Below are 24516 nucleotides of genomic sequence, written 5' to 3'. Positions count from 1 at the left end.
TCAATAACTCCCTATGTAATCAACAAACAGAATCACTTGAATTTAGTTTTATATAAATCCTACCACTTCATAATGCCCCATCTAATTAATTATATTAAAATAATTTATAACCTCTTTTAATAAAAATAGACTACTTCTAAAACAACACACATGAATTTCATATATTATGGAAATATTAAAAGGAAAATTGTTCTAAAATCAGGAGGTTTCCGCAATGACAAGTGATACATTTCCACAACTGCCGCTATCTTATTGGATTGAATCTACTCAGTTTCCTACTTTCCCTCGTTTATCCGAAAATATAAAGACGAAAGTTGCTATTATCGGTGCTGGTATTACAGGTATTACTACTGCCTATTTACTTGCAAAAGAAGGCATCGATGTTGTTTTAATTGATTCTGGTCGTATTTTAAACGGAACGACTGGGCATACAACAGCGAAAGTAACAGCACAACATGATCTTATTTATGATGAATTAATAAACCATTTCGGTGTAGAAAAGGCCGGGCTTTACTATGAATCAAATAATCAGGCTCTACAATTCATAAATGAAACTGTTCAAACATATAAAATCGACTGTAATTTCTCAAATGAAGATTCATATTTATATACAACTACCGATAACGGATTAAGAAATTTATCGAAAGAATATGAAGCTTATCAAAAATTAAATATACCTTGTGACTATGTTCAATCTCTATCGATTCCTATTCCAGTACAATCTGCGCTTATAATGAAAAATCAAGCACAATTCCATCCCCTTCTTTATTTAAAAACACTTTTAGAAAAGTTTGTGGAGATGGGCGGAAAGCTCTACGAACAAACAACAGCTATGGATGTGGAAAAGGGAGATCATCCACAAATAATTACAAAAGAGGGCCATCATACATGCCCATCAACTTAAGAATTTGCACTACCCCCAAGTGTCAAAAAACGTTATTCTTTCTAAAAAGCTAGCTAGAAAGGATGACATTTTTTATGAATCTTTCAATTCAAGATGAATTACAACTATTTTCTGAAGAGCTGTATCGTCATTTAACCCCTTCTCTTTTGGAAGAACTCGCTAAAGAATTAGGTTTTGTAAAAAGAAAACGAAAGTTTTCAGGAAATGAATTAGCTACCATATGTATCTGGGTCAGTCAACGTACAGCGAGTGATTCTCTCGTTCGACTATGCAGTCAATTACACGCCGCCACAGGCACTCTTATGAGTCCAGAAGGACTCAATAAACGCTTTGATAAAAAAGCGGTTGAATTTTTGAAATATATTTTTTCTGCATTATGGAAAAGTAAACTTTGTAAAACATCAGCCATTTCAAGTGCAGCACTCACGTATTTTCAACGAATCCGTATTTTAGATGCGACGATTTTCCAAGTACCGAAACATTTAGCACATGTATATCCTGGGTCAGGTGGTTGTGCACAAACTGCAGGTATCAAGATTCAATTAGAATATGACTTACACAGCGGACAGTTTTTAAACTTCCAGGTAGGTCCTGGAAAAAATAATGATAAAACATTTGGAACAGATTGCTTAGATACCTTACGGCCGGGTGATCTGTGTATTCGTGATTTAGGATATTTTTCATTGGAAGACTTAGATCAAATGGATCAACGTGGCGTGTGCTATATATCAAGACTTAAGTTAAACCATACCGTCTATACGAAAAATCCATTTCCAGAATACTTTCGAAATGGGACAATCAAAAAACAGTCACAGTATATCCAAGTTGATTTAGAGAACATTATGCACACGTTAAAACCAGGACAAACGTATGAAATAAAAGAGTCGTATATTGGCAAGAATCAAAGATTATTTACAAGAGTAATTATCTACCGATTAACAGAGGAACAAATACTGGAACGTAGAAAAAAACAAAGCTATACCGAAAGTAAAAAGGGGATTACATTTTCAGAAAAGAGTAAACGATTAACGGGTATCAACATATATGTTACGAATACGCCTTGGGAAGTGGTTCCGATGGAACAAATCCATGATTTTTACTCCCTCCGCTGGCAGATCGAAATCATATTTAAAACGTGGAAATCTCTATTTCAAATTCATCATTGGCAAACTATCAAACAAGAGCGATTAGAATGCCATGTGTATGGAAAACTCATTGCCATTTTTATATGTTCTTCCACGATGTTTAAGATGCGCCAACTTCTGTTGCAAAAGCACAAAAGAGAACTAAGCGAATATAAAGCAATTGGGATGATTCAAGATCATCTATCCCTGTTATATCAAGCGATACAGAGAAACACCCGTATAATAACAAAGGTTTTAATCCGCCTGTTTACCCTACTAAAGAAAAATGGCCGGAAATCCCATCGATATGAGAAGAAAACTATCTTTGATATTATGGGTGTTGTCTATGAGTATAATGGATTGAGAAAACAAAAGAAAGCTGCATAAGAAAAAAATGAAACCCGTTAGGGTTTATTTCGTATGCTCATTTTTAAGAGGATTATACTGTTTAAAAGTTTGTTCATTTCAATTAATGGAAAACCGTAGAGTTTCTATCCTTAAGTTGATGGGCATGGGGCCATCATATCACTTGTGAATATGTCGTCTCTTGTTCACATTTTCCTTTTTATGATGCAAATAGCTTTTTCTTTACGCGAATGTACGCAGAACGCTCCTACGCTCTTGCAATAAAAGCAAAAACGGATTATCCAGGTGGCATGTATTTAAGTATTGATGATCCAAAGCGCTCCTTACGCTATATAACAAACAATGGAGAAAAATTAATTTTGATTGGCGGAGAGAGTCATAAAACAGGACAAGGAATAAATACGATGCTTCATTATGAAGCACTTTATTCTTTTGCTGAAGCAACTTTTGGAATAGACGAAGTTCCTTATAGATGGTCAGCACAAGATTTAATCACTCTAGATAAGCTTCCTTATATCGGACATATTAACGAAAGAAATCCAAATATATTTGTTGCAACTGGATATCGCAAATGGGGCATGACAACTGGAACTGCTGCCGCTCACCTACTGAAGGACTCCATCCTAAAAGTCCACAGTCCCTATAAAGAACTGTATGCACCATCACGCTTCCATGCAAATCCAGATATAAAAACGTTCCTCTCCCAGAACATTGATGTTGCGAAACATTTAATTGAAGGAAAGATTGAAACCGCATTACGTAAGCCAGAAGATCTCGAAGTTGGTGAAGGATCTGTCGTACATGTTAACGGTAAACGAGCAGGTGCTTATAAGGACAAAGAAGGAAAATTACATATCGTCGATACAACTTGTACACATCTCGGCTGTGAAGTTGAATGGAATAATGGTGATTGTACTTGGGATTGTCCTTGCCATGGTTCTCGTTTTTCAATTGAGGGAGACGTTCTTGAAGGCCCAGCAGATCAACCGTTAAAACGCGTTGATAATGAGTAAACAAATAAAGAAGTTCAACAGAATTACGGTTGAACTTCTTTATTTGTTATAAAACCTGTTCAGATAAATTTCGACACAGGAAGGAAAATATTAACATTAAATAAAATAATATATTCATCTACAAATTAAAAGGGGTGAATATTATGCAACCTTTAGCTCCACCTCATCTAGAATCTACAGAAACTATCTTTTCAAGCTCTATTACAAAACTTGTTGTTTTTATTTGTTGGCTAGCCATTTTAGCTGATGGATATGATTTAGGTATTTACGGTGCCGTTCTACCAAAGCTCCTAGAAGACAAAAGCTGGGCGCTATCACCAGCGCACGCTGGTACAATTGCAAGCTATGCTTTATTTGGGATGTTTATTGGGGCTATTCTAGTTGGAACGATTACAGATCTAATTGGGCGTAAATGGACGCTTATATGCTGTTTAGCACTTTTTTCTATCACAATGGGTTTAGCGGCTATCGCTTCTTCTCCTGAGTTATTTGGATTATCTCGATTTATAGGAGGAATCGGATTAGGCGGTGTTATCCCAACGGCTTCAGCACTTACTGTTGAATATTCACCAAAAAAAAGGCAATCTTTTATTTATGCTCTTATGTTTACTGGCTATCCTTTAGGTATCGTATTAGGTGCTATTTTGTCTATGTTTATGTTAGAAGATTTCGGATGGAGAATTATGTTTGGTATCGGAATGATTCCACTACTCCTCATTCCTTTCATTATTCGCTATTTACCTGAGTCCATTCAATTTTTATTATCACGTAATCGCCAAGAAGAAGTGAACCAAATTCTTAATCGTTTTCAAATTGAATTTCATGTAAAAAATAAAACTCATCAAGCTCCATCTACTATACGAAAGAAAAATGGATTTTTTACTTTATTCTCAAAAGAATACATAAAAGCAACACTACTTTTTTGGATCACTTATATAATGGGAATGTTTTTAATATACGGTTTAAATACTTGGTTACCACAGATGATGCGCCAGGCGGGATATCCTCTTGGATCTAGTCTGTCTTTTCTACTTATGCTAAATATTACCGCAGCTGTTGGTGCGTTATTCGCTGGAGCAATTGCTGATCGTATAGGCGCAAAAATTGTTATTAGCATCTCTTATCTTATGGCAGCCATATGTATCGGACTATTAACAATCAAGCCATCTGTTACAATCATTTATCTTTTAATTGGCCTTGCTGGTATTGGATCGGTCGGTATTACTCAAATATTAAATGCATATGTAACACAATACTTCCCATCACATATCCGAGCTACCTCCTTAGGCTGGGGACTGGGACTTGGCCGAGTTGGTGCAATTGCTGGCCCTATTCTCGTCGGTATTATTATGACAATACAATATGACTTAGCATGGAATTTTTACTTATTCTCCTTTGCAGGTCTTATCGCAGCTATATCTGTTTTCTTCATTCCTACAAAATAAAAAGAGCACAAACTTACTTGTGCTCTTTTTCATATGCTTCAAACAGCATGTCTCGAAATAGTGTATTTAAAATTTCAATATCGATCCCTGATCCCTTTTCAATTCCTTTTACATATTGCCCATAGTAATGAATTTGTTCTTCTAAAAATTGATTTAGCACCTTAATTTTCAATCCAACATCTAATTCAGTACCTGCTTTTTTCTTTATTAACAACTTTTCAATCTCATCTAATACACTACGTTCTAATGGTAATTCTGTAATCAATCGATCAAATTCTACAGGTGGTAAAGTTGCTTTCTCTTCTAGCCACTTACAAGCTAAAATAGGACGTAATACATAAAAGTACTTTTTCAGCTTTACATTCTCACCTTGCAAAAATTCACGATAATTTTTCGACGCCATATGTAAATAATGATATATCGTTGCTTTTGGATCAAAATTCTTCTCACTCATCTGTTGAAGTAGTTCTGGAAAATTAGAGTTTTTCGAATAAAAAATTGGTGATCGAATCCACTCAAGTAAAGCTGGGTTCGACTTCGCGAATAGTTGCAACGCCTTTTTAATATCCCAACCACTTATATCTAAATCATCACTAATTGGATATTCAATTACATCTCGTTTGTCATGAATTGATAAATACCATTCTACCGGATGTATATAAACAAACCTAACATCATAATCGCTATCTTTCGATGGAAACCCCCAAGCACGACTCCCTGATTCCACCGCAAACAAAATTTTCACATCATTCTCTTTTTCAATTCTTTCTAACTCCAACTCGATTTTCTCTCTCATTTCATAACATCTCCATTTTTTGATTATTTCCTTGGAAATTCGACAATACACTATTAATTTTACTACATACTAAAAAAACTGTCAGAAATTACTGACAGCCTAATAAAACTTCTATTGTTGCTTTTCAATTACAGTAGCAGCAATTCGTTCAAACTCTTTTTGAATCTCCTCTTTATATGCATCTACTATTGAAAAATCCATAGCAGCAATATAAATTCGTTCTAATTTATCACGAACCGATTTTGCTTTCGCTAAGAAAGACATTGCCTCATTCATTTTTGCTTTATACTGAATGGAAACATCACGAATTTCCTTCGCATATTTCTCATCAGTCCCTGGCGTAACAATAAGGGCATACATATCAATAATTTCATCACCCTCACGACTTGGAAAATATTCATGCGGTGCGGTGCTATCAAAAATTGCAAAGCCTAATTCTCTTACGATAACCATATCAAGACTATTCGGGTCAAATCCGCAATGATATACTTCAACTTCAAACCCTTTTTCTTCAGCTGCCTTAGCTAACTTTTTAAGCATCGTTGATTTTCCAGAACCTGGGCGCCCTTTTATAAAATAACGATGTGGTAACCCTTCTGTTAAATTAGGAACAAAATCAACTGCTCCTTTCGGTGTAGCAGCTCCTAAAAAACGATGTTTTACAAGCGATTTTCTCCCGCTTTTATCTGCAAATAATTTCTGGATTAGCTGATCGGTTAGTTCATTTGCTTTATTAAAATCTATATTATCAATATATATCTTCTCCCACTCATCATGTATAAGCAATGCCTCTTTAAAACGTGCGTAAGCAGACTGAAAAGCTTTACTTGCTTCTGAAACAAATCTTTCAATTTCTAACTTCTGCTTCCTTAATTTATCTGAGTCCCAAGCAATTCCTAAATTTATATACTCTTCAACAACTCCTGGCATTTTGGGCTCAATTACATGTGGTGATGTCCCATCAACAATTCCTACTTTTAATTTTGGGATAATTACACCATCAACCGATTTATTGTCAGAAGAACAATGTAAAAATTCAATATCATATCCTTTTTCAACCCATTCACGACCGATGGCCTTTATTAAAGAAGATTTCCCCGTTCCTGGACCACCCTTTAAGATAAATAATCTGTCTAACCCTTTTAAATTCTCTTCATATAAATTATGAAATCCCCTAGCTGTATTACCACCAGCATAATAATTCAATACATTTCCTGTCACTGCACTCACTCCTTCGCAGCATTGTATTTACATAAGCTACAATATGCGCGTAGCTTTATTTGGGTGAATACCTATTTTGTATTGCACGCAAAAAGGAAATGAATTACAATTTAACTATCGGAAAATTCCGATTTCAAAATTAAATACTTCTTTATCAAGAGAGGCAGAGGGACCGGCCCTTTGAAGCCCAGCAACCTCAGTTTATACGAACTGAATAGGTGCTAATTCCTGCAAAATGCATTGCATTTTGGAAGATAAAACTCAACTAGCATGTAAAGCTCACCTTTCTTGATATTGAAGGGTGAGCTTTTTATTATTTGAAAAACATATATTGGAGGTATGTAAAATGAAAGTAATTGATTTATCGCAAACATTTGAAAATAATATGTCTCAATTTCCTGGAACACCTAAAATACAACTAGAAGCTGTTACAAGTGTTGAAGAATCAGGCTATCAAGTTACAGATTTTCATTCTGTCGTTCATGTTGGCACGCATTGTGATGCTCCTGCGCATTTTATTTCAGGCGCAACGACCATCGATCAATTACCCCTAAATCAATTTGTAGGCGAAGCGGTTCTTATTGATGTAACTCATGTACAAGAACGAAAACTACCTAAAGAAGTACTGGACGATGCCGATATAAAAGAAGGAGATATTGTTATTTTCCATTCCAATCTATCTACTAAATGGAATACAGAGGCGTATGAGAAAGAAGCTTTTTATCTTTCTGAAGAATTAGCCGAGGAACTAGTACAATTAAAAGTAAAATCTGTCGGTTTAGATTTTATTTCTCCTGATGAGGTAACGACAGAAACATCACCAATTCATCACATACTACTTGGGAATAATATTTATTTAATCGAAAACTTAACAAACTTAGATGCCATTCACACGAAACGTTTCTTCTTCTCAGCAGCACCTTTAAAAATTAAAGATAGCGACGGTGCTTTTGCAAGAGCATTTGCTGTAATTTTTTAAACAAACTATACAAAAAAGCAAAGATCATCATTGACCTTTGCTTCTATTTTTTTTATTTAAATTAAGAAAGAATTGCTCAACATGAGGACGTAACCAAGCTAAATAATCCTTCTCTTTCTTCTTTGTACAAGCTATTTCTTCCCCATCTACCATTTCAACAAGTTCTAGTTCTAACAGTTGCTTCGTGAATGCTAACATATTCACTTCTTCGGATGGATACTCTTCTTTTAATTTCTCCTCAATTTCCCCCAATAAAAAACCGTCACGCATCATTGCCAATGCATCAATCCAAAGTGGCGGCATTTCATATTTTTCTCCTGTAATTGTGTCTTTTACAGTATAATTCTTTTGCTCTTTTCGAAATTGAATCGTGTGTAAACATACAGTCGAATTTAATGTTAATTCCATCATACCACCTCTTTCATAATATCTGCATAGAAAAAAGGATGCGCGTGCACCCCTTCTTATCTTTTCATAACACTACTGAACCGTTACATGAGCAATCAATCTCATGTCGATATTTTCCTTCATTATAAACGAAGTATTTTATAAAAAAAACCCTTCTTGAAACATTTTATAAAATGTTTATATTTACACAACAAGAACACTTTTCTGAAAAATCTTTTCTCAAATACATTAAACGGTCGGCAGAAAAATTTCTACTTTCGTTCCTACTCCTACACTACTTTGGATCGTGATACTCCCTTGATGTTCCTTAATAATTTTATATGTAATCATTAATCCAAGTCCTGTACCATTCTCCTTTGTTGTGTAAAAAGCCTTGCCGATTTTTTCTAACTTCTCATTCTCTATACCAAATCCTTGGTCTTCAACAGAAATACACAAATATCCTTGCGTTTTTTGATATGCACGGATATGAATTTCTCCACCCTCTGGCATTGATTCTATTCCATTTTTAATGATATTTAATAACACTTGTTTTAATTGCTTATCATCACCGTTTATAGCCGGTAAATTCCCATCTACTTGTAAATGACATTTAACTCTATATTGCGTTGCATAACTTTCCATTAGATGCACAACATATAGAAGGGTGTCTCGTATATTACACCTTTCATAATTTGTTGGCTTTGGTTTCCCTAACAACATCAATTCACTAACAAATCCATTAACCCTTTCAATTTCTTGTAGCATAATGTCGTAGCTCATCGTATCAGTTGGATTTCTTTCTTTTTGCATTTGCGTAAACCCTTTTAACGCTGTTAATGGATTTCGAATTTCATGGGCAATTGTTGTAGACATAGTCCCAATCACAGCTAAATTTTCCGTCTCTTTCATATTGTTCATCATTTCAACCACTGTTCTTACATAAGATTGAAATCGTTTTAATAAAGAATGTGAAATAATGAAATAAAATACACATAAAACAAGTGGAATTATCACTTTTAAATCTTGTAATAGCAATGTGAAAAATACGTACTTTCCAATTACACTAAAGGAAACTAAATAAAAGTATTTTCTATTCACGAAAACTGGGGCAAATAAAATTAACAACATTTCTACCATACTACCATGTTCAAAAGGTCTATCCGTTCGCAAATAAATCATTAAATTATTAACAAGATTGATAAACATGTATCCAAATAAAAATAAATATTTTACAGAATATACATACCCTCTTTTTTGAAGATATATAGAAATAGGAAATAATGCTATTACAAATATAGGCACACCTATCCCAAGACTACCTTCTGGCCACCCTACCGCTGTTCCACTAATATTCATAGCAGGATATACAAAATAATATATAGCGTCATATAAAAAGAATATAATATAAAATAATAATATAAATACCTTTAAGGCTCTTCTTTCTTCATAAATCAAGCTCTTGTATTTGTTCATATAAAAACTCCCCTTGATCGATACAAAAAACTTTCATTGTTATCTCCTTAAAGTATAAGTATGAAATTGCTTTCAGGGCAATATTTAAACTTATAATACTAAAAGGAAGGAGATCTCTCCTTCCTTTTAGTAACAACTTATATCCACCTTACCCTATCATGTAACAATCCATCAGTAAAATTATTATGCCCTATTACAAAATCCTTCATATATAAATTTAAATACTCACCGTACTTACTTTCTGTATTTAATAACAACTCCTCGACGTAATAAGCACCTTGTTCAAATTGATCTAAAAGTAAACTAGACAAGCCCGCATAAATTCCGCACCCTACCTGAAAATACGTTGCATTCGTTTTATATTTACGAAAAACTTGGCTACTATTCATTACATTATACATATATGTCTCACTATTTTCATAAACGAGTAACACACCGACCAAGTCCTCTCCAGCAACCTCTTCTTCCGCTGGATTAAACACTTTACGATTCCAGTTCCATAAATCTTCTACTTGATCTAAGTTCTGTCTAATTATATTTGTTGTATACTCATTAATTCGGTAAAGAAAACCAACTTCCATATTGAAGTTTTTCCCTAAAATTAATACTTCCTCATGTAGCATTAAGCAACCATATAATTCTTTTTCTCCTAACTTCACTTTATACTCTGAAGCATATACATCTTCATAAAAGTAAAGAGGACGATGATAACTCATATACATCGGATAACTCCAGATCGCTTCATCTAAAAATCGCTCTACTGCCCATGAAGCATAAAGTGTATGTGGCTTTATAAGTGCCGTATCATTCAAAAATGATGTGTCATGTTCTACAATATAACATGCTCTTGGCCTTTCATTTGGTCGTTCCTTCATAAGCTCAACAACCATCCATTGAACAACACCTGGATTCATACCTGAACCTATAATCGCTTTTGTATTTGTAAATTTCTCTTTCTCCTTCTCAAACCTTGTATATCTTTCCGTAAGCTGAAAGCCGATTAAGCTGTCGTCCTGATCTACTGCTTCATTTTCCAAGGCTGAATTAATATAACAAATTCCTAGTTCATTACAACAGCTTAATACTCTAATTGTATCTGCCCCTGAAACATCAATCACAACACTCGTTCTTTTTTCTTTTAAATGTTTTTTAAATTCCACTACATTTTGAAGGTTTATTTCATATAAATATAATTGATCTTTCAAATTCGAAAACAGCTCATCATAATAAGTCCTATCTTTTTGTTTTATATCCACCAAATGAAATTTGGCATTCTTTAATACTTTATAAATTGGATCTTTTTCATTTACTATCGCTTGATTTAAAATTGCTAAAACTGCTTTTGCTGCTCCACCAGCACTACCAAGCAATGTAATTGATAACGAATTCGGAAACTGCTCCACAAACAAAACCCCTTTAATAAATTAGTTGAGCAGCTCCTCCTCAAAAAATAAATTGAATACATAATAAGATAGCTCGTACACAATTTTTATAAGTTAGTGCACAGTTACCTTTTAAAAAATCACACTATAATATGTTTATATTCAATTCATTTTCCCCTCATATCCAAATTAGACTAAAACAAATAGGCTCGACCTTTTCTTCTCCGGATAAAAGAAAAAGCCAGCCCTTTCAACTAATCTACGGACAATGGACGGATTTTACATGTTGAATATTCACATACATTTTTGCATCACGTGCTTTTGATATTTCAATATGACCTTCATCAATTTTCGCCATTTTTCCAATTTTATTGGACTCCTCACCTAAATCGAACACCATAATTTTCCCAGCCATTTTAATAAGCTGTTCTTCAAACGTTCTAGCTAACGTAATATTTAACGGATTTACGGGGAGTTCATTTTTATTGAGGGCATACGGTACTTGGTTTTCTTTATACGGAATTAACCATTTTAAATGCTTTAAAGATATATATACCGTTTTATAAACCGGACTATAAAAAACAATATAGTCGTTCATCACACTTGTAACATAACCATGTATTGGAGCATTTCCTGCTACATAAACTTCTGTAAAAATCCCTTTAGAAGTACTTAATACTTTTCTCAAAGAAATTGAAGGGGATTCCCTCTTAATTACAGAATCAACATCTGGTTTTAGTATGTCTTCGTCATGTGCTCTTAAAAATTTATAGTATTGTACATGATATAAAGATATATATACATAGTCTTGTCCATTGTAAAGAACAATAATGTCATTTCCTACGTCTATTAATATACCTTTAAACCTTTTTTCACCGATTAATTTAACATATATATTTTCCCCAATACTTTTGTTTAACTCATTCATCTATATCCTCCTTCCTATGAATTTCAGCTTTACTATCTTCCATTTCAAAAAAATAATCAGGGCAATGTTCTGTCTTAATAGTAAGTAATTCCTTTTCATACTATCGAAATAAGAAATTGTTCTTCTCTTTCCCTCATAATGCCCCTCTTATTTATTAAACATTATTCATCTTCATTCTTTTTACATTTCACTACTTGACTCACACTCTTAATATGATAATTAATGATATAAATAACTTCATCACCGTTTACTAGCGTAATACATTCTTCATGCACTTCACTTAATAGGCCTTCTACACACTCTGGGCCGCCACGATTAATCTTTACCCACTTATACTTCAAGTCACGTAATACATCGACGAAAGTATCATCATCAGAGCAGAAACATGAAACATAGCCATCGCCACATTTACTTTCTTTCACTTTCTTAACTAGACTCTTCACATGTTTCAATTGGTAATATACTAATTCACCAAGAGGAAGTTGTAATGTAAGGTAATCTCTTCCTAACGATACAAGTACCCCCACTCGACTCTCTGGTCCACGAAGATTTACTTTTACAGTCTCACCGACTAAGCCTTTAATTTGTTCACAGCATAATATACTTTCCAAATTTGTATCCTCCTTTCTTATTATCTTCCTCTTCTTGACTGTCTTTGTGCGCGAGCTCGACCCGAATCATCACTTTCACTATTGCTTTCACTGTCGCTTTCTTCGCTTTCTCTACAAGCTACTGCGACACTCTTAATATGAGATACTGCAACTAATATAACTTCTTCTTTTACAATTAGTGTCACAAATTCACAAGAAACATCTTGTAAAATACCTTCAACTTTCTCTGGGCCACCACGATTAATTTTCACCCAGCAATATTTGAAGCTTTGAAGTAACTTTTCAAAGTCATCTTCACATTCACATTCCAACCATCTGCAATCATCTGCTTTACAATCTTTCGCATTTTTTGTAATACTTTTCAGATGACGAATCTGATAGTAATAGAGCTCTCCTTTTTCATTCTTTAATACAAAGTAATCCGAACATACAGCGACTATTGTTCCTTTTTGAGATTCTGGACCACCCCTGTTTACTCTCACAAAAGATCCAATTAAGTCTTTCAGAAAATCACAATGAAATAAACTCACGAGAAAACCCCTTCCATTAATTTATAAGCTTTTGCACTGATAGTATATGTATCTGTACAGGTTACGTTCTCTATGTTTGTCCTAGCTAGAAAAAAATATGCTTTTAACATGGTAGACTACTACCTATCAAAATTTGAAGAAAGGCTAAGAACTCCTTATGTTTTTGATATCTTCAAACAAAAAATCCCTTATGAATATACATTTCTGCATATCTTCATAAGGGATTTTCCATAGTTTAATCTTCGTCTTTAACATCCATATCTTCTGGAATTGGTTCGTTCAATATTTCTTCCACTAATTGCTTATATTTCTCCATTTGTTCTAAATGTGTATTAAATTGTTCTTTATTTACTAAATATTGCTCTCCATCGAATAGCGCACGAATTTTCTTTTGCTGAATTAACTCTTCAATATACGATTTTGGTAAATTCAAATACTCCGCAGTCTCTTCTACTGTTATATACAATGCGTTCATTCCTTTATTATTTTTTCATCTATACTGTATCTTACTTTACTTTATTTTTGTAAACAAATAAAAAAGATTTTGTAAATGCAGTTCAAAAAGCAGGTAGATGCATTCCATATATTGTATAGTATTATATAGTAAGAATTTTTTAAATATAGAATGGTATTACCCATTTACACAAAGGAGAGTTAACATATGGCTACTCGTCACATCATTACAATGTTAGAAAAAACACTACAAGTTGAAACAGAAAACACAATTTCTCATTTAAATGTATCTTTATCTGATCGTTTTCTTTCTCAAAGCACAGCAATACATGAAAACAATTGTTATCATACAATTGGTGAATGGTACAAAAATCATTTCTTATTCCAACAAGATGATTTCCTTTGGGCTAAATATGCCTTCTATGACGCATATTGTGAAGCCATCAAAAAACAAGGTCATCTTACAAAACGTGTTCGCCAAATATTAGAATCATTAGCTCGAATGCATGGAAAACAATATATTGCTTCCATACTAAATATGCCATTTCCTAATGAACGCGCTAAAGGGACAGCGTAATTTAGCCATGTTCTGCGTAAGCAAAACATAGCTAAATTGTTTTCTAGGATGCTTTACCAATAAAAAGTTCATATCATACGAACTGATGAAACCGGTGTCATTATAATGATAGAAAATATAGTAAACAGGAAAACCCCCACGTACATCTCTCATCCATTTGAATAGAGAAATACGTGGGGGTATACTTGTTCCTTATTATTTCATTATCTGCTTAATCAGTTCGCGATTTCTCTTCTTAAATACTTCATTATGAGAAGAAACCATTCCGTACTCACTTGCATCTGGTTGGATAAATTGTTTGGCTTTATTCACAGCATTTCCAGCATCTTGGAATGCACCTGCAATTAAATGTAGTTTCCCTTCGTGCTTTAAAATATCTCCAGCAGCATATAATCCATCTACTGAAGACTCACTATTTGCATTACCTGCAATATAATAATTATCTATAATTGCAACGTCTAACTCACTATTTTCTAATAATGTAATGTCGCGTTCATATCCATGATTAATAATAACTTCATCAATAGGTAAATGAGAAACCTCACCTGTTTCATGATTTGTTAATTCTACATATTCGATTGCTTCATGATTATCACCAGCAATTAATTTTGTAATCGATGTATTAAAGAAACACTCCGCTGAGCTGTTCATAAGTTGTTTTACTTGTGCTTCATGACCAGATAATTCTTCTTTTCTATAGGTTAAATACACTTTTTCCGCAATTGGTTCTAATTCATTTGCCCAATCAACAGCAGAATTGCCTCCACCGGAAATAATAACTGTTTTACCTTTGAAACGCTTTAAAGATTTAACTGTATAATTTAAATTCGATACTTCAAATCGCTCAGCACCCTCAATAGATAACTTTTGCGGTTTCAATATACCACTTCCTGTTGCGACGATAACTGTTTTTGAAAAGTGTTCTTCCCCAGTACTTGTTTTTAATGTAAAAGTACCATCTTGATTACGAATAATTGATTCCACTTTTGTATCTAATACAACTTCTGGCTTAAATGTTAACCCTTGCTGTACAAGTTGTTCAATTAACTTATCACCTGTAACTGGTAATAGTCCTCCTACATCCCAAATCATTTTTTCCGGATACACATGTATTTTTCCACCTAAATGTGGTTGAAATTCTATTATTTTCGTTTTCATTTCTCTGAGTCCACTATAAAAAGCTGAATAAAGCCCTGCAGGTCCTCCGCCTATCACGGTTACATCAAACAATTCTTCTCGATTCATTCGTGCTCACTCCTCAGCTACTAATCATTGATTATCATTCTCAATAAAATATAACCTGTTTCCGCAAAATTTACAATCAAAATTACTATTGACAATACACCTATATAAAATTATATTATTTAAAGAATCAATAGTGATAATCATTATCATTTTGTTAATAATTAGCAAATTTGAGATTACATCTTCTTTCATTACTATGGTTATTACTATATTATAAAATCTCATATTCAAGATTTTTAATAAATTATTTTGCATTACCACTACTATTTCAAAAAGATTACAGTTAAACAAATTATTGTATACACATATCATCTATGTTAAAGGAGAAAGACGATGAAAAAGTTATTTATTTCACTAACAGTCCTTTTCGTTCTTGTTATGAGCGCTTGTAGCAATAGCTCTACAGACAAAAAGGACGATGCAAAAGGTAGCAAATCAGAAACAATTACATACCAATCTGAAAATGGTAAAGTAGAAGTTCCTGCAAATCCAAAACGCGTTGTTGTATTATCATCATTCGCTGGTAACGTAATGTCATTAGGTGTAAATCTTGTTGGGGTAGATTCATGGTCTAAACAAAACCCACGTTTTGATAGCAAACTTAAAGATGTTGCTGAAGTATCAGATGAAAATGTTGAAAAAATCGCTGAACTAAATCCAGATTTAATCATTGGTTTATCAAATATTAAAAATGCTGATAAGTTAAAGAAAATCGCTCCTACTGTAACATACACTTACGGAAAAGTTGATTACTTAACACAGCATTTAGAAATCGGTAAGTTATTAAACAAAGAAAAAGAAGCAAAAACTTGGGTTGATGACTTCAAAAAACGTGCACAAGACGCTGGTAAAGAAATTAAAGCAAAAATCGGTGAAGATGCAACAGTTTCTGTTGTAGAAAACTTCAACAAACAGCTTTATGTATACGGCGAAAACTGGGGCCGTGGAACAGAAATTCTGTACCAAGAAATGAAATTAAAAATGCCTGAAAAAGTAAAAGAAAAAGCATTAAAAGAAGGTTACTACGCATTATCTACTGAGGTATTACCTGAGTTTGCTGGTGATTACTTAATCGTAAGTAAAAACAAAGATACTGATAACTCATTCCAGGAGACAGAATCATATAAAAACATCCCAGCAGTAAAAAATAATCGCGTATACGAAGCAAACATGATGGAATTCTATTTCAACGATCCACTTACACTAGATTTCCAACTAGACTTCTTCAAGAAGAGCTTTCTTGGTAAATAATACAAACATGAGGAATTCTTAAATTAAGAATTCCTCTTCCTTTATTCTATGAACAGAAAAGATGTGAAACGAATGACAAAAGATCACGACAATCCACGTTCTATAGCTTTTACATACAAACTAATTTTGAGCATAATTGCATTCTTTCTTATTTTTATGGTGGCAATGGTATTAGGGGCTGCCGATACTTCAATAAAAGATGTATGGTTAGCGCTCACTTCCTCTGCTAAAGGGGACAAAATATCTATTATTCGAGAAATTCGTTTACCACGTGAAGTAGCTGCAATTTTTGTAGGAGCTGGACTTGCTGTTTCTGGAGCAATTATGCAAGGATTAACACGAAATCCGCTTGCAGATCCTGGATTACTAGGGCTATCTGGTGGAGCAAATGCTGCACTTGCACTGACACTTGCTTTCAACCCTTCCATCAGCTATCTTTACTTAACATTAGCTTGCTTTATCGGTGCTGCAATCGGTGCGATTATGGTATTTGGAATTGGTATGGTGAAAAAAGGCGGGCTGTCCCCTCTTCGAATTGTATTAGCCGGTGCTGCCGTTTCAGCATTTCTACTCGCAATTTCAGAAGGAGTCGGCATTTACTTCAAAATTTCACAAGAGGTATCACTTTGGACTGCTGGGGGCGTAATTGGAACAACTTGGGGCCAATTAAAAATTATTATTCCAGTCATTTCAATTAGTATCTTTATCGCTATCTTACTAGCAAAAAAATTGACAGTTCTTAGTTTCAGTGAAGAAGTTGCTATTGGACTAGGTCAAAAAATTATTGTTATTAAAACCATTCTATTTATCATTATTATATTACTTGCTGGTGCGTCTGTAGCTCTTGTCGGAAATATGGCATTTATCGGCTTAATGGTACCTCATATGGTACGTCCAATTGTCGGGCCAGACTACCGATTTGTTATACCAATGTCAGCAATTACTGGAGCTTCCTTTATGCTACTTGCAGATACAGTCGGACGTACTATTAACGCTCCGTACGAAACACCAGTTGCCGCTATTGTCGCAATTGTAGGGCTGCCATTCTTCCTATTCGTTGTACGTAAAGGAGGAAAAACATTCTCATGATGCAATCTATTCTAAGAAAACAACGTCTTATTATACTCGCTTTACTAATACTAACCATCACAACCATTGTAGTTGGAATGGGACTTGGTTCAGCATCTTTATCTTATGATCGGCTACTCCCAACATTAATGGGACAAGGGACTTTTAAAGAGGAGTTTGTTTTATACTCTTTACGACTACCTAGAATTGTTATTACATTATTAGCTGGTATGGCTCTCGCTTTATCAGGTGCTATCCTACAAGGAATTACCCGAAATGATTTAGCGGAACCTGGTATTCTCGGTATCAACTCTGGAGCCGGTGTTGCTGTTGCTATTTTCTTTTTATACTTTCCAATAGATGTAGGTTCATTTCTTTACTTACTACCTGTTGTTGGATTTATCGGCGCATTTCTGACAGCTGTTCTAATTTATGTATTTTCTTATAGTAAATCAACTGGACTTCAGCCAATCCGACTAACATTAACTGGTATTGGTTTTTCATTTGCACTATCTGGAATGATGATTGTCCTTATTTCATCCGCTGATCGTATGAAAGTGGACTTTATCGCCAAATGGATTGCAGGAAATATTTGGGGAGATGACTGGGTCTTCGTTTTAGCAATGCTCCCATGGTTAATCGTATTAATTCCGTTCGTTTTCTATAAAGCAAATCGATTAAACATTCTAGCATTAAACGAGCCAGTCGCAATCGGCGTTGGGATTGAAATTGAAAAAGAACGCAGATACTTATTAGTCGCAGCCGTTGCGCTTGCAGCTGCAGCTGTTTCCGTAACAGGAGGAATTAGTTTTGTCGGACTAATGGCTCCTCATATTGCAAAATCTTTAGTAGGTCCAAGACATCAAATTTTCATGCCTATCGCCCTTTTAATCGGCGGATGGCTATTGTTATTAGCAGACACAATCGGACGTAATATCGTCGATCCTAACGGTATTCCAGCTGGTATTGTCGTTGCTTTAATTGGTGCTCCTTACTTTATGTATTTATTGCTTAAAAAGGCGTAAGAAACACCCTCAAGATTTTTTCTTGAGGGTGTTTTTTATTTCATTCTACTGTTGCCCATACCCTTCAAACTTCTTCGCCAAATTCTCCATCTCATCTTCTGGCAATAGCTTTGGTTCCCCAATGCTTTTCGTTTGATAATAAATTTGAGCACAAAACTCAATCTCTTCTGCAACAGTAAATGCCATTTTTATATTATTTGCACCAGCAATTAAACCGTGATTTGCAAGTAGCACAGCACGACGATCAATCATGCCTTCAAAAGCAGCATCCGCTAATTGCTTCGTACCAAATGTTTCATACGGCGCACAGCGGACATTCGGACCTGCAAAAGCAATTAAATATGACACAGCCGGAAGCTCCCATCCTAATGACGCAATCGTCTTCGCGTAAGGAGAATGTGTATGCACAAGCGCATTTATATCTTCACGCTTCCTATAGTAAATAAGGTGCATATCTAATTCACTTGATGGTTTTCTCTCTCCTTCTATTACTTCACCATCTAGGTTTAATATAACTACATCTTCAGGCTTTGTTTCATAGTACTCTAAACCACTTGGGCTAATCGCAACAAGACCTTGTTCACGATTAAAGATACTAATATTACCACCCGTCCCCTTTGTTAAACCACTAGAAATCATTTTCTTTCCATACGCTACAATTTCTTCTCTTTCTTTTTGTAATAACATATACATCCCCCTAAGTATGAAGCTTATGATGACTGACTTTTATATTTATCTACTTATTGAAATATCTTTTTTAAATTCTCCGTAAACGGTGCCTTTACAATCCCTTTTTCTGTAATAATCGCTGTTACATTTTCATGTGGAGTAACATCAAATGCTGGATTATATACTTTACTTTCTTTCGGAGCAGAATATTGTCCGAAGCGATTAATCACTTCAGAAGCATCTCTTTCCTCGATGGGAATTTCTTTTCCTGTCGGTGTTTTTAAGTCGATTGTCGGCGTTGGCGCTGCTACATAAAACGGAATGTTGTAGTATTTCGCTAAAATAGATACGCCTAATGTTCCAATTTTATTTGCTATATCACCGTTCGCTGCCACACGGTCGCATCCAACAATTACAGCGTCAATCTTCCCTTGTGACATGACCATAGCCGCCATATTATCCGTAATGACAGTAACATCAATTCCCGCTCGCTGTAGTTCTAATGCCGTTAACGTTGACCCTTGTAATCTTGGACGTGTTTCATCCGAAAAGATTTTTAAGTCCCATCCTTTTTCTTTCGCTAAGTACATTGGAGCCGTCGCAGTACCATACTTAGTCGTCGCTAACGCACCAGCATTACAATGTGTTAATACTCCCATTCCATCATGGAATAATGTTAATGCATGTTCTCCAATTTGACGGTTTATTTCTTCATCTTCTCTATGAATTTCTTTTGCCTCTTCTAGTAATCTATCTTTCAACTGTGAGATTGATAAATGAATATTATCTGCCGCTACACTTTCCATTCTTTCAAGTGCCCAAAATAAATTTACTGCAGTCGGTCTTGATGTCGCCAAGTATGTACATACCTTTCTTACTTCATCCATAAATCCTTCTTCCGTACTTTCAGCAAATTCCTTTACCCCTAAATACACTCCATAAGCTGCTGAAACACCAATCACTGGTGCACCTCGTACTTTCATTACTTGAATGGCATCCCACACACTTTCAGCTGTTTTAAATGATTCATAGACAATTTCATTCGGTAATAACGTTTGATCTAACAAAACTAAAGCATCATCTTTCCACTGAATTGGTATTAATTGCTCTTCCATCATATTCTCCCCTTACTCCGCGTAGTGCATTGACTGTTCTTTTAACGTTTCTACAAAACTTCTACCTGTTCTATATTGATTCGCTCGTAAAATAAAACTCTTCGCTACTTTAAGACAAATTTGCTCCGCTCTAGCACGTGCTTCCTCATTCTCAATACAAGTAATATCTTTTACTTTCGCTAATCCAACAATACGGCGGATTAATTCAAGACCTGTCACTGCAGCTGTATCCTCTAATACAGATTGTAAATATACTTCGTTAAAGCCTTCTTCCTTCGCCATAATCTCGGTCACATGAATATCCCAAGCATCTAAAAACTTCTTCTTAAATAAATCAATTACCTCTACCATCGTAGTTTGTAACCAATCCATATACGTATCTTTCTCAGCTCCAGGTGGCATCGTTGCATCTGCATTCACCCAAGCAAACATTAAATTCGCCATTACATTCCCAACGTCATATCCCATAGGTCCATAAAAAGCAAACTCAGGATCAATAACCTTTGTAGAATCATCTCTTACAAAAACAGAACCAGTATGTAAATCACCATGAAGCAATGCCTGTGCATTCGTCATAAAAGAAAATTTACGTTTCGCTACTTCCATACGAAGCTCTTTATCACTATAAATATGCTCCCTAATCCATCCCTCATTTAAAGGAAATAACTCATTACGCTTATTATGATTTGTAAATGGTTCTGAATATACGAGGTCCTCTGTAATCTCACATAATTCAGGATTTATATAATTCTTCACAAGTTCCTTCTTCTCTTTATGATTCATTACAACATCAGATGTTAATAAAAGTGTATTTACCATAAAAGTAGTTAAGTCGTCAGCAAGCTGCGGAAATATTTGATGATTTATAAGTGCTGTACGTAATATTGTGTGATTCGATAAATCTTCCATTACGCAACAGTTCATCACACTATCAAATAAATACACCTTAGGAACAAGTCCAGGTGCTAACTCATTCTCTAACTGCAAAACATCTGATTCTATACGAATACGATTCGTCGATAACTTAAACTCATCTGAAATGCGAGCTGTATCCCCAGCTTGCTTTACGATGACAGACATGTTCTCTTTTTTATCCCAAACGCGGAACACATAATTTAAATTGCCATCACCTATTTCTTTACACTTTAGCCCCTTTGCATGTTCAAACTTAGATAATTTCTCTTTCACATATGCAATCACATCGCTAGCTTCCATTAAAAAATACTTTGTGAACTTAGACATGGTTTCCCCTCCACACCAATTGTAAGCGTTTTCTAAAAGCTATAAAAAATAATAGGTTGAATTTTTTCATCCTATAAATATGTATTCTTCTTTTTGAAAGGTATATCTAGGTTTTATTATATCTTGTTAGCACTTTGAGTCAATGTTTCTAACTATCAGCGTAATATACTTCCTAATTATATATTTGAGATGACAAAAATTGTTCAAAAAGATTTCGATTCATTTTATTTTATTTATCGCACAATTCTTTGTAAAATAGAAATAAGCAGTTCCTTTTCAAATACATAACTTCTAAGAAATATTTCCTTCCTAAGAATTTACACTTACACCATATTTCTAACATACACACTACTCTTTCAAACAATCATTGAAAATTTATAAACTTAAAGTTACCTTTCCATTCCCTGTTAGCCTTAATTGAGAATAAATATTAATTAAATTGGTATAAAGTTGGTTTATTCTCTTGACAAAATAACCACTTCTATATGATAATTAATATCGAATTAGAATTATTATAGTTAATTAAAAAATATATTTTATGAGCACACTATTTTTTGATGCTCAAAACCAACATTTAGGAGGAATTTTAATATGTTATTAATCGGCACAGAAGTAAAACCGTTTAAAGCTAATGCTTACCATAATGGAGAATTTATCCAAGTTACTGACGAAAGTTTAAAAGGAAAATGGAGTGTAGTTTGTTTCTACCCAGCTGACTTCACATTCGTTTGCCCAACTGAACTTGAAGACTTACAAAACCAATACGCAACTCTAAAAGACTTAGGCGTTGAAGTATACTCTGTATCTACAGACACTCACTTCACTCACAAAGCATGGCATGATAGCTCAGAAACTATCGGCAAAATCGAGTACATCATGATTGGTGACCCAACTCGCACAATCACTACAAACTTCAACGTTTTAATGGAAGAAGAAGGTCTTGCTGCTCGTGGTACATTCATCATCGATCCAGACGGCGTTATCCAATCTATGGAAATCAATGCTGATGGTATCGGCCGTGACGCAAGCATTCTTGTTAACAAAATTAAAGCTGCTCAATACGTACGTAACAACCCAGGTGAAGTTTGCCCAGCTAAATGGCAAGAGGGTTCTGCAACACTTAAACCAAGCCTTGACCTTGTAGGCAAAATCTAAGGAGTTCGATCAAAATGATACTAGATGCAGATATAAAAACACAACTATCCCAATACCTTCAATTAATGGAGAACGATATTTTACTTAAGGTAAGCGCAGGAGACGATAACGTATCTAAAGATATGTTAGCTCTAGTAGACGAATTAGCTACTATGTCATCTAAGATTACAGTAGAAAAAGTTGAATTAGAGAGAACACCAAGCTTTAGCGTAAACCGCCCTGGTGAAGACACTGGTGTCGTATTCGCTGGTATTCCATTAGGACACGAATTTACATCATTAGTGTTAGCTTTACTACAAGTAAGTGGACGCGCTCCAAAAGTTGAACAAAAATTAATCGATCAAATTAAAAACATTCAAGGCGAATATCATTTTGAATCTTATATCAGCCTAAGTTGTCATAACTGTCCTGATGTTGTACAAGCTCTTAACGTAATGAGCGTTCTTAACCCTGGTATTACACATACTATGATTGATGGCGCTGCATTCAAAGAGGAAGTAGAAAGCAAAGACATCATGGCAGTACCAACTGTTTACCTAAACGGCGAATCTTTCGGAAGCGGTCGTATGACACTTGAAGAAATTTTAGCTAAAATGGGTAACGGTCCAGATGCATCAGAGCTTTCTGATAAAGATCCATACGATGTTCTTGTTGTTGGTGGGGGCCCTGCTGGTGCAAGTGCAGCAATTTACGCAGCACGTAAAGGCATCCGCACTGGTATCGTTGCTGAGCGCTTCGGTGGTCAAGTAATGGATACTATGGGCATTGAGAACTTCATCAGCGTAAAAAAGACTGAAGGTCCTAAGCTAGTAGCAAGCCTTGAAGAACACGTAAAAGAATACGACATCGATGTAATGAATCTACAACGTGCGAAACGTTTAGAGAAAAAAGAACTTATTGAAGTGGAACTTGAAAACGGCGCTATTCTGAAAAGTAAGAGCGTAATCGTTTCTACAGGTGCTCGCTGGCGTAATGTTGGCGTACCAGGTGAAGCTGAGTTCAAAAATAAAGGTGTAGCATATTGCCCACACTGTGACGGTCCATTATTCACTGGAAAAGACGTAGCAGTTATCGGCGGAGGTAACTCTGGTATTGAAGCAGCTATCGACTTAGCAGGTATCGTTAAGCACGTAACTGTTCTTGAATTCATGCCAGAATTAAAAGCTGATGCTGTATTACAAGAGCGTCTTAACAGCTTACCAAACGTAACTGTTCTGAAAAACGTTCAAACGAAAGAAATCACTGGTACTGATAAAGTAAACGGTATTTCTTACATCGATCGTGAAACTGAAGAAGTTCATCACGTTGAATTACAAGGTGTATTCGTACAAATCGGTCTTGTGCCAAACACAGACTGGTTAGGCGAAACAGTTGAACGCGTTCGCGGTGAAATCGTAACAGACAAGCACGGCGCTACAAACGTACCAGGAGTGTTTGCTGCAGGTGACTGTACAAATAATCCGTACAAACAAATCATCATCTCTATGGGTTCAGGTGCAAACGCAGCTTTAGGTGCATTTGATTACTTAATCCGTAACTAATAAAAAACAGGTG

At 34.9% G+C, this 24516-nt stretch carries 22 protein-coding genes, 2 pseudogenes and 1 riboswitch; of the genes and pseudogenes, 11 read left to right on the top strand and 13 right to left on the bottom strand.

Going from position 1 to position 24516, the window contains the following annotated elements:
• Window positions 1-214: 214 nt before the first annotated feature.
• The 4 genes and pseudogenes from ACXKY9_RS02785 to ACXKY9_RS02770 all read left to right on the top strand — a co-directional run.
• A pseudogene (locus ACXKY9_RS02785) lies at window positions 215-892 on the top strand (NAD(P)/FAD-dependent oxidoreductase); the annotation flags it as partial.
• A gap of 86 nt (window positions 893-978) precedes the next feature.
• Entirely contained in the window at window positions 979-2415 is a 1437-nt protein-coding gene (locus ACXKY9_RS02780) for an IS4-like element IS231C family transposase (protein WP_001053969.1), read from the top strand.
• A gap of 128 nt (window positions 2416-2543) precedes the next feature.
• A pseudogene (locus ACXKY9_RS02775) lies at window positions 2544-3407 on the top strand (FAD-dependent oxidoreductase); the annotation flags it as partial.
• A 143-nt stretch (window positions 3408-3550) separates the two neighbouring features.
• Window positions 3551-4852: an MFS transporter gene (locus ACXKY9_RS02770; RefSeq protein WP_001182683.1), complete on the top strand. Its 1302-nt coding sequence runs from the start codon at window positions 3551-3553 to the stop codon at window positions 4850-4852.
• A gap of 13 nt (window positions 4853-4865) precedes the next feature.
• Here ACXKY9_RS02770 and ACXKY9_RS02765 read toward each other — a convergent pair whose 3' ends face one another.
• On the bottom strand, window positions 4866-5648 hold the full coding sequence (locus ACXKY9_RS02765) for a nucleotidyltransferase domain-containing protein (RefSeq protein WP_001208232.1): 783 nt from the start codon (window positions 5646-5648) through the stop codon (window positions 4866-4868).
• A gap of 111 nt (window positions 5649-5759) precedes the next feature.
• Window positions 5760-6869 (bottom strand): PRK06851 family protein, encoded by a 1110-nt coding sequence (locus tag ACXKY9_RS02760; RefSeq protein WP_000147471.1) that lies wholly within the window; start codon window positions 6867-6869, stop codon window positions 5760-5762.
• A gap of 148 nt (window positions 6870-7017) precedes the next feature.
• A riboswitch (SAM riboswitch) is annotated at window positions 7018-7130 on the top strand.
• An 85-nt stretch (window positions 7131-7215) separates the two neighbouring features.
• Between ACXKY9_RS02760 and ACXKY9_RS02755 the strand changes: the two genes are divergently transcribed.
• Entirely contained in the window at window positions 7216-7848 is a 633-nt protein-coding gene (locus ACXKY9_RS02755) for a cyclase family protein (RefSeq protein ID WP_000862985.1), read from the top strand.
• 27 nt (window positions 7849-7875) lie between these two features.
• Here the strand turns inward: ACXKY9_RS02755 and ACXKY9_RS02750 are convergent, their stop codons facing one another.
• From ACXKY9_RS02750 to ACXKY9_RS02720, 7 genes are all read right to left on the bottom strand, one after another.
• Window positions 7876-8256 (bottom strand): hypothetical protein, encoded by a 381-nt coding sequence (locus ACXKY9_RS02750; RefSeq protein ID WP_000424119.1) that lies wholly within the window; start codon window positions 8254-8256, stop codon window positions 7876-7878.
• A 228-nt stretch (window positions 8257-8484) separates the two neighbouring features.
• Window positions 8485-9711 (bottom strand): ATP-binding protein, encoded by a 1227-nt coding sequence (locus ACXKY9_RS02745; protein ID WP_001046104.1) that lies wholly within the window; start codon window positions 9709-9711, stop codon window positions 8485-8487.
• Window positions 9712-9848: 137 nt separating this feature from the next.
• Complete coding sequence (locus ACXKY9_RS02740; protein ID WP_000434752.1) at window positions 9849-11114, bottom strand: hypothetical protein; 1266 nt, start codon at window positions 11112-11114, stop codon at window positions 9849-9851.
• Window positions 11115-11352: 238 nt separating this feature from the next.
• Window positions 11353-12021 carry an LSm family protein gene (locus ACXKY9_RS02735; protein WP_001004265.1) on the bottom strand — a complete coding sequence of 223 codons (669 nt, stop codon included), beginning with the start codon at window positions 12019-12021 and terminating at the stop codon, window positions 11353-11355.
• Between the two features lie 161 nt (window positions 12022-12182).
• A complete protein-coding gene (locus ACXKY9_RS02730; RefSeq protein ID WP_000443836.1) occupies window positions 12183-12632 on the bottom strand; it encodes a hypothetical protein in 450 nt (149 codons plus the stop codon).
• A gap of 20 nt (window positions 12633-12652) precedes the next feature.
• Window positions 12653-13162, bottom strand: a complete 510-nt coding sequence (locus ACXKY9_RS02725) for a hypothetical protein (protein WP_000051528.1) — start codon at window positions 13160-13162, stop codon at window positions 12653-12655.
• Between the two features lie 235 nt (window positions 13163-13397).
• The gene (locus ACXKY9_RS02720) at window positions 13398-13637 is read right to left on the bottom strand and encodes a helix-turn-helix domain-containing protein (RefSeq protein ID WP_001998970.1); all 240 of its coding nucleotides are present in this window, start codon (window positions 13635-13637) and stop codon (window positions 13398-13400) included.
• Between the two features lie 186 nt (window positions 13638-13823).
• Here ACXKY9_RS02720 and ACXKY9_RS02715 point away from each other — a divergent pair, with 186 nt between their 5' ends.
• On the top strand, window positions 13824-14192 hold the full coding sequence (locus ACXKY9_RS02715; protein ID WP_000235475.1) for a hypothetical protein: 369 nt from the start codon (window positions 13824-13826) through the stop codon (window positions 14190-14192).
• A gap of 195 nt (window positions 14193-14387) precedes the next feature.
• Here ACXKY9_RS02715 and ACXKY9_RS02710 read toward each other — a convergent pair whose 3' ends face one another.
• The gene (locus ACXKY9_RS02710) at window positions 14388-15437 is read right to left on the bottom strand and encodes an NAD(P)/FAD-dependent oxidoreductase (protein WP_001078266.1); all 1050 of its coding nucleotides are present in this window, start codon (window positions 15435-15437) and stop codon (window positions 14388-14390) included.
• A gap of 333 nt (window positions 15438-15770) precedes the next feature.
• On the opposite strand from ACXKY9_RS02710, the gene ACXKY9_RS02705 reads away from it, so the two are divergent.
• The 3 genes from ACXKY9_RS02705 to ACXKY9_RS02695 are packed head-to-tail and all read left to right on the top strand — an operon-like array spanning window position 15771 to window position 18781.
• A complete protein-coding gene (locus tag ACXKY9_RS02705; protein ID WP_000732593.1) occupies window positions 15771-16688 on the top strand; it encodes an iron-hydroxamate ABC transporter substrate-binding protein in 918 nt (305 codons plus the stop codon).
• A 48-nt stretch (window positions 16689-16736) separates the two neighbouring features.
• Window positions 16737-17777, top strand: a complete 1041-nt coding sequence (locus tag ACXKY9_RS02700; protein ID WP_002100683.1) for a FecCD family ABC transporter permease — start codon at window positions 16737-16739, stop codon at window positions 17775-17777.
• Window positions 17774-18781, top strand: a complete 1008-nt coding sequence (locus ACXKY9_RS02695) for a FecCD family ABC transporter permease (protein WP_000983744.1) — start codon at window positions 17774-17776, stop codon at window positions 18779-18781. The genes ACXKY9_RS02700 and ACXKY9_RS02695 overlap by 4 nt, the downstream gene beginning before the upstream one ends.
• Window positions 18782-18826: 45 nt before the next feature.
• On the opposite strand, the gene ACXKY9_RS02690 is transcribed toward ACXKY9_RS02695, so the two are convergent.
• The 3 genes from ACXKY9_RS02690 to mtnK are packed head-to-tail and all read right to left on the bottom strand — an operon-like array spanning window position 18827 to window position 21807.
• A complete protein-coding gene (locus tag ACXKY9_RS02690; protein WP_000926553.1) occupies window positions 18827-19468 on the bottom strand; it encodes an L-fuculose-phosphate aldolase in 642 nt (213 codons plus the stop codon).
• Between the two features lie 53 nt (window positions 19469-19521).
• Entirely contained in the window at window positions 19522-20568 is a 1047-nt protein-coding gene (mtnA, locus tag ACXKY9_RS02685; protein ID WP_003283000.1) for an S-methyl-5-thioribose-1-phosphate isomerase, read from the bottom strand.
• Window positions 20569-20577: 9 nt separating this feature from the next.
• Window positions 20578-21807: an S-methyl-5-thioribose kinase gene (mtnK, locus tag ACXKY9_RS02680; RefSeq protein ID WP_000033255.1), complete on the bottom strand. Its 1230-nt coding sequence runs from the start codon at window positions 21805-21807 to the stop codon at window positions 20578-20580.
• A gap of 591 nt (window positions 21808-22398) precedes the next feature.
• Between mtnK and ahpC the strand changes: the two genes are divergently transcribed.
• Together ahpC and ahpF are read left to right on the top strand one after the other, a co-directional pair.
• Complete coding sequence (ahpC, locus tag ACXKY9_RS02675) at window positions 22399-22962, top strand: alkyl hydroperoxide reductase subunit C (protein WP_000924420.1); 564 nt, start codon at window positions 22399-22401, stop codon at window positions 22960-22962.
• Window positions 22963-22976: 14 nt separating this feature from the next.
• A complete protein-coding gene (gene ahpF, locus ACXKY9_RS02670; RefSeq protein WP_000599501.1) occupies window positions 22977-24503 on the top strand; it encodes an alkyl hydroperoxide reductase subunit F in 1527 nt (508 codons plus the stop codon).
• Window positions 24504-24516: the final 13 nt, after the last annotated feature.

The sequence above is a fragment of the Bacillus sp. 2175 genome, from assembly GCF_057812155.1.
This window is presented reverse-complemented; position numbering and strand designations above follow the sequence as displayed.